Annotated in this window: 10 protein-coding genes; 3 read left to right on the top strand and 7 right to left on the bottom strand. The window is 39.9% G+C overall.

Features of this window, described 5'->3' with window-relative positions:
- Positions 1 to 413, top strand: a 413-nt coding sequence (locus GKR71_RS05060) for a GNAT family N-acetyltransferase (RefSeq protein WP_154634009.1), incomplete at its 5' end; no start/stop codon positions are given.
- 10 nt (positions 414 to 423) lie between these two features.
- Here the strand turns inward: GKR71_RS05060 and GKR71_RS05055 are convergent.
- On the bottom strand, positions 424 to 861 hold the full coding sequence (locus tag GKR71_RS05055) for a GNAT family N-acetyltransferase (protein WP_154634008.1): 438 nt from the start codon (positions 859 to 861) through the stop codon (positions 424 to 426).
- A gap of 237 nt (positions 862 to 1,098) precedes the next feature.
- Between GKR71_RS05055 and agp the strand changes: the two genes are divergently transcribed.
- Positions 1,099 to 2,352 (top strand): bifunctional glucose-1-phosphatase/inositol phosphatase, encoded by a 1,254-nt coding sequence (gene agp / locus GKR71_RS05050; protein WP_154634007.1) that lies wholly within the window; start codon positions 1,099 to 1,101, stop codon positions 2,350 to 2,352.
- A 224-nt stretch (positions 2,353 to 2,576) separates the two neighbouring features.
- On the opposite strand, the gene GKR71_RS05045 is transcribed toward agp, so the two are convergent.
- Entirely contained in the window at positions 2,577 to 3,014 is a 438-nt protein-coding gene (locus tag GKR71_RS05045; RefSeq protein WP_036951577.1) for a universal stress protein, read from the bottom strand.
- A gap of 211 nt (positions 3,015 to 3,225) precedes the next feature.
- Positions 3,226 to 3,822: a tetratricopeptide repeat protein gene (locus tag GKR71_RS05040; protein WP_230082500.1), complete on the bottom strand. Its 597-nt coding sequence runs from the start codon at positions 3,820 to 3,822 to the stop codon at positions 3,226 to 3,228.
- Positions 3,823 to 4,565: 743 nt separating this feature from the next.
- Between GKR71_RS05040 and GKR71_RS05035 the strand changes: the two genes are divergently transcribed.
- On the top strand, positions 4,566 to 5,894 hold the full coding sequence (locus GKR71_RS05035; RefSeq protein WP_036951569.1) for an amino acid permease: 1,329 nt from the start codon (positions 4,566 to 4,568) through the stop codon (positions 5,892 to 5,894).
- Positions 5,895 to 5,987: 93 nt separating this feature from the next.
- Here the strand turns inward: GKR71_RS05035 and GKR71_RS05030 are convergent, their stop codons facing one another.
- The 4 genes from GKR71_RS05030 to mdtG all read right to left on the bottom strand — a co-directional run bounded on the left by GKR71_RS05030 (position 5,988) and on the right by mdtG (position 10,622).
- Positions 5,988 to 6,395 carry an acyl-CoA thioesterase gene (locus tag GKR71_RS05030; RefSeq protein ID WP_036951567.1) on the bottom strand — a complete coding sequence of 136 codons (408 nt, stop codon included), beginning with the start codon at positions 6,393 to 6,395 and terminating at the stop codon, positions 5,988 to 5,990.
- Positions 6,396 to 6,535: 140 nt separating this feature from the next.
- The gene (locus GKR71_RS05025) at positions 6,536 to 7,342 is read right to left on the bottom strand and encodes a PhzF family phenazine biosynthesis protein (protein ID WP_036951565.1); all 807 of its coding nucleotides are present in this window, start codon (positions 7,340 to 7,342) and stop codon (positions 6,536 to 6,538) included.
- A gap of 145 nt (positions 7,343 to 7,487) precedes the next feature.
- Entirely contained in the window at positions 7,488 to 9,020 is a 1,533-nt protein-coding gene (locus tag GKR71_RS05020) for a peptide MFS transporter (RefSeq protein WP_154634006.1), read from the bottom strand.
- Positions 9,021 to 9,398: 378 nt separating this feature from the next.
- Positions 9,399 to 10,622, bottom strand: a complete 1,224-nt coding sequence (gene mdtG / locus GKR71_RS05015; RefSeq protein ID WP_036951561.1) for a multidrug efflux MFS transporter MdtG — start codon at positions 10,620 to 10,622, stop codon at positions 9,399 to 9,401.
- Between the last annotated feature and the right edge of the window lie 111 nt (positions 10,623 to 10,733).

The raw sequence follows: 10,733 nt of genomic DNA, 5'->3' as shown, positions 1-10,733 counted from the left end.
TCCCTCTAGAGCAATATTATTTATATAAAATTACAGACAATAATCAGTTTGTTGGATTTATCGGTGGGTGGGTTATTGATGCCTTTTTCTATATTGAACATTTTGCGATTGACCAACATATTCGTGGGTCAGGTTACGGCCAAAAATCGTTGACCGCACTGTGCCAGTTGTACCCACAGATAGTGTTGGAGATAGACCCATTAGTCGATGAAGTTGCAAGAAAACGTCTTCATTTCTATGAAAAAACTGGCTTTGTCAGAAATGACTATGTCCATCACCATCCATGCTATAACGCCCAGTATGCGCCTCATAAGCTGGAAATTTTAAGCTTAAATACGCCTTTTACGTTGAGTCAGTATGACGTATTTAATCACTTTCTGGTGAATACAGTGATGAATAGCCACTATCTATAATAATCTGTCGTTATTTGGTTAATCGCATATGCAGTAAAGGAAACGGATTTCCTTCCCCATCAAGTTCGGAACGAGCATATTGAACAAATCCCATGTGTTGATAGAAACCAACTGCTTGCGAATTTTGCTCATTCACATCGACTTCATTAATATCTAAGTGTTTAATGGCGTAATTCAGGAGTTGTTTACCAATGCCTGTCCCTCTTGCAAGGGGGGAAATAAACAACATTTCTAGACGATTCTCACCAGTACCTAAAAAGCCCGCTATTTTGCCGTTAGGATCAAAAGTCACAAAAACAGACAAATTAGGTAAGTATTGTTCCCTAATGGGTGTTTTTAGCATTTCTATGTTCTTTTCTGGCAGAAAATCATGAGTTGCTCTTACAGAAGCCTCCCAAAGATGAATGATCTCATCGTAATGTTCGACAGTGGCGGGCTGAATATTCATTGCATTTTATCCTTATAGTGAAAATTCATCTTAAATTATGGCTAGTTAATGTCAATATTTGATGGTTATTTTAGTTGAGGAGCATTTTTGGGATATTAATCGCAGAAAAAAAAGATAACTGCTTCATTATTAGAGGATATGTTTCCGAAATTCATATAAGCACTATACTTTATTTTATTGCAGTGTTTATTGTTTGATTATGTTAATCAATTTAAAAACTATGGTAGGAGTATGCTGATGAAATATAAAATGCTAACAGTGTGTTTATCGGCGGCGTTATTAGCACCAATAGCCCCCGCTCTGGCAAGTACAGATAATGCACAAAATATGGAATTAGACCAAGTTTTAGTTCTAAGTCGTCATAATTTACGTACTCCTATTGTTAATACAGGGATCCTGACAGAAATAACCGATAAAAAGTGGCCAGCATGGGATGCAGAAAGTGGCTATTTAACGACAAAGGGCGGGGCGCTCGAAGTGTATATGGGGCACTATTTTAGAGAGTGGCTCGATAGCAATAAATTATTTGTGAATGAATTATGTCCAACCAGCAGCGATGATATCTATATTTACACGAATAGCCTACAGCGAACGATTGCAACTGCGCAGTTCTTTACTGTGGGGGCATTCCCTGGTTGTAAAGTGAATATCCATCATAAACCGGAAATTGGTACGATGGATCCCGTGTTTAATCCTATCATTACGAATAGCTCCCCTGAATTTAAAAAACAAGCACTTGAAGCGATGGAGTCCCACCTTAAAGGGTTAAACTTGAAGCCAGGTTATGATGAGCTGGACAATGTTCTCAATATTAAAGATTCGAAGAAGTGCGCGACGGATAAACTGTGTAATTTAGCCACACCAAAGAACAGTTTTATCATTGAAGCAGATAAAGAACCGGGTGTGAGTGGACCGTTGAAGATGGCGAACTCTGCCGTCGATGCAATTGACCTGCAATATTATGAAGGCTTCCCTGAAAAAGATGTAGCATGGGGAATGGTCAATAGTGATGAAAAATGGCAAAAGCTGAATACTTTAAAAAATGCTTATCAAGAAACGTTATTTACACCGAAAATCATCGCAAAAAATGTGGCACATCCAATTCTGAGTTATATGGATAAAGGCTTTGTTTCTGTCAATAAAGGCGAAACGGCTAAATTCATTTTCTTAGTGGGACATGATTCAAATATTGCTTCAGTATTATCTGCGATGGATTTCAAACCGTACCAATTACCTGATCAATATGAGCACACACCGATTGGCGGTAAATTGGTATTCCAGCGTTGGACAGATAAAAAAGAGACAAAGGACTATGTGAAGATTGAGTATGTGTATCAAACTGCAGATCAGTTGCGAGACAATGCTTACCTCTCTTTAGCAACGCCGCCAAAACACGTTACCCTTGAATTGAAAAATTGCCCGATAGATAAAAATGGGTATTGTTCATGGGAAGATTTTGAAAATGTGATGAAATCGGCGTTGAAACAGTGATATCCAACTGTCAATAATGCCTGGATGAGGCATAAAAAACCCTGCTCTGAGGAGCAGGGTGTGAAATAGTCACGAAAATGTTTATGAGCCTCTAATTTACCTTAAATGTCGAATAAATGGGCTTATAAATTGTATGGAATTGCCCTTTAGTGTAACAAACTTTAACCCTAACCATTCGACGAGTTAAAATAGAGCTTTCTGCGGTTATTAACCCTTCGTATGGATTAGCGAACCACTAATACGCTCGTTTTCGCATAACGTACAACTGAAGCCGCATTGGAGCCTAATAAGTAGGTAGACATACTTGGGCGACGTGAGCCCAGTAAAATCACATCGGCTTTAATATCTTCAGCTGTTGCCAAAATTTCATCTTTAACTGAACCTACAACCGCTTTTACTTGCACTTTATCTGCAGGGATAGAGAACAGTTTAACTTTCTCTTGTAACTCTTTCAGAATGATATCAGCTTGTTTTTGATCATCCGGGAAGTCACCAGGCAAAATAGTGCCGCCATAGCGTAAATAATTGGAAATTGGTGCAGTCACAGCTAAAAAATGAACGGTAGAATTGTTTAGTTTCTGCATAGCATTAACATGCGGAACTAACATTTTGGTGAGGTCGTCTTCGGTAACATCAATAGGAACTAAAATTGTATTGTACATAATATCTCCTTTTTTCTTTTATATTATAAGTTTAGAACATTTTAACCATTTTTCATATTGATTGTTAATAAATTAATATTAACTGAATTGGGTTAAAAATGATGTGAGCGGGAGTACGCAATTGGCGGGAATAAAAAAATGGATAATAAAAATAATGACAATAAAAAAACGGCAATACATGAGGGGAGTATTACCGCATTCAAATAGAATATTATTTTTTAGTCGTTTTAGGTTTTATGGTTTCTTTTTCTGGTTCTGGGCAGGCTGGTTTTAATCCGCCTTTACACGCTTTACTAATATATTCAGCGCCGAGTTTTTCATTAAACTCAGTTCCCTCACCATTTTGTAGCATTTTTCCTAATTGATATTCAGCAGGTGGAAATTTTTTATCGGCTGCTTTTTGGAACCACTCAAAAGCCACGAGATAATTTTGTTTTACGCCAGCACCTTGGTAATAGAATTGACCCATATAGTTTATGGCTTCAGGATTTCCCTTATTCGCCGATTTCTCAATCCAACCATAAGCTGTTTCAAAATCAGATTGAACGCCATTACCATTAAGATACATATCACCTAGGAATAGTTGAGCGTCCGCATTGCCTTTATTGGCAGCCATCGTAAGCCATTTCTTTGCTTTCGGATAATCTTGCTTAATTTCGTTACCAACATAGTAACCAATGCCTAGCATAACTTGAGCTTTCACATCCCCTTTTTGTGCTTGTTGTTCAATTTGCTTAATGACTTCAGGAGGAACAGGAGCTGCAAAAGTTAAATTTGTTGAAAATATAAATAAAGAAATAAAGGTCAATAATCGTAACATAAGGCTTTCCGTATCTTAAGTTGGCTATGAATATCCTTATTTCAAGATAAACTCGAAACGGTGTTAACAGTTATTAATTACAGGATATAACCATCAACGCATCAAATACTCTACTTCTATAATTTATAAATATCAACGCCCCATCAAAAATACAGAGTAAACGAGCCTTTTACTCCTCAGGGGTGAATATTCAAAATATTTTTCTTCATTATAAGCCCGCGGTGATTCTCTTTGACGCGATAAATGAGTAAAAATTAAATATTACTCCTAATAACGAACTAGTTATTTATATCGAAAATTAACAATAGAAATACAAAATACGGAACTATTGCAAAGAATAGTAGTGGTTATCATGGTGTCTTGTGATGTTTAGCACGAAATAAAAGGATAATTGTTGGAATTGTTAATAATCACTTATGGGTTATTAAAAGACTAACACCTTTAAAAACAAAGGGTTATAATTATCGCGTCTAAAAACAATTAATAGGGATTATTTCCGTCGATAGATAGAGATATTTACGTCGGATTGCTCTTTTTAGAGAAAAATATTCTCTTTATTGGGGGTTTTATAGGTTAATAAAGAGATAATTTTTCTCTCACATATCCTCTATGATGGAATCATTATAATAGCCTGCAAATAATTAAGGTTATTGAAAGAAATAACCACTTAAGTCGCATCTAAAACAAAAAAAATTCTCTTTTAAGAGTTCAACAATATTAAGTGAGTAATTATGGCTACGATCCCTACAATAGATAATGTCGATGATGGAAAAGCTTCTACGGCGGCTTCTCGTGCAGGCATGACACAAGAACAATGGCGTGCTGCCACTAAGTTTGATGGCACAGATGTTGGTTGGGTGATTATGAGTATCGGGATGGCGATTGGTGCGGGGATTGTTTTTCTCCCCGTACAAGTTGGCTTGATGGGTTTATGGGTATTTTTGCTATCATCCGTTGTCGGTTATCCTGCAATGTATTTGTTTCAGCGTCTGTTTATTAATACGCTGGCGGAATCACCTGAATGTAAAGATTATCCAAGTGTGATCAGCGGATATCTAGGTAAAAACTGGGGTATGCTGCTTGGCGCACTCTATTTTATTATGCTGGTAATTTGGATGTTTGTTTATTCAACGGCAATCACGAATGACAGTGCATCATATTTTCAGACTTTTGGTGTAACGGATGGGTTATTATCTGAAAGTCCTTGGTATGGTCTAGTTCTGATTTGTATTTTAGTCGCCATTTCTTCTCGCGGTGAAAAACTGCTATTTAAGCTTTCAAGCTTTATGGTTCTGACTAAATTATTTGTGGTTGCCGCATTGGGTATTTCCATGGTCGGGATGTGGCACTTATATAATGTGGGTTCATTGCCGCCTGTTGGTCGCTTATTCAAAGAGGCAGTCATCACACTACCTTTCACATTAACATCGATTCTGTTTATTCAAACATTAAGCCCAATGGTGATTTCATTCCGTAGCCAAAACGTGAACCGTGAAGTGGCTCGTTATAAAGCTCTGCGTGCAATGAATATCGCGTTTATTGTTTTATTCTGTACCGTCTTTTTCTACGCAGTATCATTCACATTAGCTATGGGGCACGATGAAGCGGTGAAAGCTTACGAGCAGAATATTTCTGCATTGGCTATCGCAGCGAAATTCTTCCCAGGTGGTTGGGTGACTGTCGTCAGCGTCATGCTAAATATCTTTGCCGTCATGACCGCATTCTTTGGGGTTTATTTAGGTTTCCGTGAAGCCACTCAAGGCATTGTGATGAACATATTACAACGTATTATGCCGGTTGAGCGTATTAATGAAAATTGGGTGAAGAACGGCATTATGATTTTTGCTGTGCTATTAGCATGGGGAGCGATTATCCTGAACGCACCAGTGCTGAGCTTCACATCAATCTGTAGTCCAATTTTCGGGATGGTGGGTTGTTTAATTCCAGCGTATTTAGTCTATAAAGTCCCTATGTTGCATAAATATAAAGGTATTTCTTTATATCTGATTATTTTTACCGGAATTTTACTGTGTATCTCTCCATTCTTAGCATTCGCTTAATGTCGAGAATATGAATAATGTGCGCTCTATCTTAATGATCGGGCGCACATTTTTTATTTACCAGTATGAATGGTGGTAAAGAGAGATCCGTGATTACTGTTCAAATAATGGGGTTGGTTTGCCATTTTCATCAATAGCCACGAAATTAAACTGTCCGTGGATCACTTCTTCTCGTCCCTCAGCGTACATATCTTCTAAAAAGATAGAGACATTAACGGTAAGGCTAGTGCGACCAACTCGGATTACTTCCCCGACTAATTCAACGATGGTGCCTGATGGGATAGGGTGGGTAAAATTGATTTTTTCTGTGGAGACAGTTACCAATCTTTTGCGGCAAAAACGGGTCGCGGTAATGAAGGAAACTTCGTCCATCCATGCTAATGCAGTCCCACCGAACAGAGTGCTATGGTGGTTAGTGGTGGTTGGGAATACCACTTTAGAAACATGGGTAACAGATTGTTCAATTTTTTGTTTGATTACATCATCAACGTCGGAACGCATATTTAAGCCTTACTTTCTTTGAATTCTCACTATTTAAAAACTTGAACCGGGAAAGATAATTACTTACCGGAACATTAATGTACATATCATTAATGTTGCCGATAAGTGTAATCCTGATCACAAATAAATACAGTGATTAATCAAAAGTGAATCGTTCCGGCTAAAAAGAGTGTTGCTTTTCCGGTCATTTTGACGCGATTTTGTTCAACTAAGCAGTGTATTTTTCCACCACGTGCAGAAATTTGGTGACCTAATACTGGGTTTTTCTGTAAGCGTTTAGCCCAAAGAGGAGCAATCGCACAGTGAGAGGTGCCAGTGACGGGATCTTCATTAACACCTTTGGCTGGCGCAAAATAGCGAGAGACAAAGTCACATTGTTCGTCGTGAGTTGGGCTATCAGCACTTTTCGCGGTAATGGTTAATCCCTGCAAAGGTAATTGTGCAAGACGCAACATATCGGGATGGCAATTCTGCACTTGTTCTGGTGAATCAACAAAACAGATATAGCGATCTTTGGCTAAATACAGTTCAGAAATAGGGGTTCCGAGGATCTCGCTTAATTGTGGATATTGGCTTAAATCGGCAGGTTCACAATCTAAAATAGGGAAGTCTAATGTGAAGCCTTCTTGATTTTTATGAACCGTCAGTTCTCCAGATAAGGACTGAAATACAATAGGGTTTGCTGGGTGCTGCTTAAACTGGTTCAAAATATATGAAGCGGCAAGGGTAGCATGACCACACAATTTAACTTCCATCACCGGTGTAAACCAGCGGATATGTTCACCTACCAGAAAAGCCGTTTCAGATAAGTTAATTTCGGCGGCGATAGCGATAAGCTTGTCATCAGGAAGCCACTCATTAAGTAAAACGATAGCGGCCGGATTGCCATGAAATAGGGTATCAGTGAACGCATCGACATAATAAACCGGAACAGACAGTGTGCTCATCGTAAAAGATCCTTGAAAGGAAATAACGCATTATGATTAGAAAAGTGAGGGAAGAGTAGCACGAGATTTGCAGTATTGAGGAGAGGTTGGCGCAATAATTTTTGAGATTATTACGCCAACAACGATTATCTAATAACGAATAATATTATTTCGCTTTTGCTTCGTTTTTATCTGCGTTTTGCAGCATTTTTCTGACTGGAATAATCAGGGCCGCTAGCACAACAGCACAAATAACCAGTGCGATAGAAACGTGGGAGAACAGGTCTGGCATTGAATCCAGTTGGTCTTTACGGATATTACCACCCATAATACCTGCTGCTAAGTTACCCAGCGCACTTGCACAGAACCATAATCCCATCACCTGACCGCGCATTTTCTGTGGTGCAAGTAATGTCATGGTTGCCAAGCCAATTGGGCTTAAGCACAGTTCACCTAAAGTTAGTAATAAAATACTGCCAACTAACCAGAATGGTGAAACGCCAGTTTGTGTTGCCAGAGCGTGGTTAGCGGCAACCATCATGACCGCAAAACCACCCGCGGCGAACAGGATACCAATCACAAACTTCGTCATACTGCTTGGGTTCAGATTACGCTTAGCCAAAGAAGGCCAGAACCAGCTGAAAATAGGCGCTAACAGAATGATAAATAAGGCGTTGATTGATTGGAACCAAATGGTTGGGATTTCGAAGTTACCCCATTGGCGATCGGTATAGTCACGCGCAAAGATATTAAATGATGTTGGCTTTTGTTCAAATGCAGACCAGAAGAACGCCGCAGCAATTAACAGAATCAAACAAGCCAGTAAGCGAGAGCGCTCACTGCTGTTTAAACCTGCACAGAAGAACATGAAAATAAAGTAGATACCCACACACGTAGAAATAATGTAAGCCGAGCTTTTTGCTATTACTGAAGGGTTGAATGGAATAGTGCCATTATTGATTAACACCACCAGTACAGCCAGTGCAGCCATGGCAACAGCAACCCATTTACCGACGTTTTTACGTTGAACGGTAGGGTGATTCCATGTGGAATCTAAGCCAACTTCTTTGTCATAACGACGCATTTGTGGGATCGCGTAGAAACGGAAGATAAGCAGGGCAACTAACATACCCAAACCACCTAAACCGAAACCTAAATGCCAGCCGTATTTTTCATGTAATGGGCCGATAATTAATGGGGCAATAAATGAACCCATATTGATACCCATGTAGAACAGAGAGAAACCGCCATCACGACGCGTATCTTCTTTCTTATACAGGGTTTCAACCATTACGGTGATACAGGTTTTAAATAAACCGGTACCTAATACGATCAACAGCAGTCCCACGAAGAAGAAGGTATTGGTAAATAACGCAGACAGCGCAATCGACAAGTGACCCAATGCAATGATCAAAGAACCATACCAAACGGCACGACGCTGACCTAACCAGTTATCCGCGAGCCAGCCACCCGGTAATGAAGTGATATAAACACCACCCGCGAAGATACCCACGATAGCAGATGCTTGTTCAATCGGCAGCCCCATGCCACCTTGCAACAAAGTTGCACTCATAAAGAGGATTAAAAGAGGACGAACACCATAGAAAGAAAAACGTTCCCACATTTCGGTGAGGAAAAGCGAACTCAACGGGTAAGGATGCCCGAAAAAAGTTTTAGTTTTAGTCGCAGAATGACTCATCTGTGAACTCCAATACGTTGTGACTTAAGAGGTTGTGCCGAATTGTGAATGTGGAGCAGAAACTCCATCACTGTTTTTTATTGATATGTTAATGCTGTGTTGCAAACATATTTTCGGCATACATTATTATAAAATTGCTAATAAGCAGAATGAATTTATCGTAAGAAAGTCAGTTTTAAGATGAAAATTCGATGTAACTCTCATTCTTACGATAAGGGGGCACAGAATAACGGATTTTTATTGACAATAAAAGAATGTTTTTTGAATCGATTAAGTTAATTAAAAACAATGAGTTACAAAATGTTTTTTGCGCTTATAAACTTTTCGTGGAAAAGATAATAAAAAGTTATGTTTTGGCGTAAAAGGGACACATTAACATTACTCTTTAGAGGGAGATGCTCTTAAACCATCGGATTGCTTCCTAATGATAAGCCAAGAGTAAATGAGGTTGACCAACACTAATACGGCGGTGAAGAAGAACACGGCTCTAAAGCCGTATGTTGCTGCAACAAAGGAACCCATTAAAGGACCCGTGACATTACCTACATCGCGTAATGCTTGGTTGTAGCTAAATATTCGCCCAGTGATTTGGTGAGAAATATTATAAATAATTAAGGTTTGTACGGCGGGTAACAGCGCGGCGTTAAGGGCGCCGAGTAAGAAGCGCAGAGCGCCTAATTCCCAATAACTGCTGACGAGCCCCATCGGAAATAGAACAAAAATTGAGGCGGCAAGTACGGCTAATAAAACACGGTCAGGTCCAATGCGATCGCTCAGTTTACCGAGCATAGGGGCGCTAATCAGTGCAGCAACGCCGGGAATGGATGCAATAATCCCACTGATAAAAGCAAGATTATCAATTGAGTCTGAAAGCTCCCGAACATACAGGGTGATCACTGGGTTAATCGAACCAATCGATGCTTGGATGATCATGGTGGTGAAAAATAGGCTGATCACTAAGTTTTTATTACGTAAAGAGGCAAAAACTTGTTTTCCGGTCAGAGCATCTTTGCGTGAAACGGGGGTAAAACGCTCACGGACGTAGAAAAGTGTCACAAAAAAGCAGATAAACAACACACTAGCGGTAATAAAGAATACTGGGCGCAAGCCATATTGGTCGGCAAGTAATCCACCAATCAGTGGACCAATCAATGCACCGCTCACCGCGCCAGTTGCCAAGACACCCATCGCCCAACCACTTTTATTCACGGGGACTTGGGTGGCAATTAGCGCATTGGCATTCGGGACAAACCCGCCAAGTAAGCCTAAAAGCGCCCGTAAAGCCAAAAGTTGCCAAATATTCTGCGCAAAGCCAATCAGCAACATGACAATCGCCATCCCAAGGGCAGAGCGCAGCAACATTAATTTACGACCGTGGCGGTCAGAAAGGCGCCCCCAAAAAGGTGCGGCAATAGCGGAAAATAGGAAGGTAATACTGAAAACGGCACCAGTCCATAAATTCAAAGAGCCATGGTCAGTAATACCAAGTTCTTCGATATACAGAGGAAGAAAAGGCATGATCAAGCTGAAGGCAGCGCCCGTTAGAAAGCAGCCGAACCAGACGATGTAGAGGTTTTTTTTCCAGTAAGTACTTTTCTTCATGTTCTCCCTTCATATTTCGCGCCGCAGCGTTGTTGGCTTCATTCACGGACCCCAGTCACATACTTGTGTATGCTCCTGGGGATCCACTCATTTGCCGCCTAGCTACAGCAC

Source organism: Providencia sp. wls1922 (assembly GCF_009706505.1).
GTDB lineage: Bacteria > Pseudomonadota > Gammaproteobacteria > Enterobacterales > Enterobacteriaceae > Providencia > Providencia lanzhouensis.
This window is presented reverse-complemented; position numbering and strand designations above follow the sequence as displayed.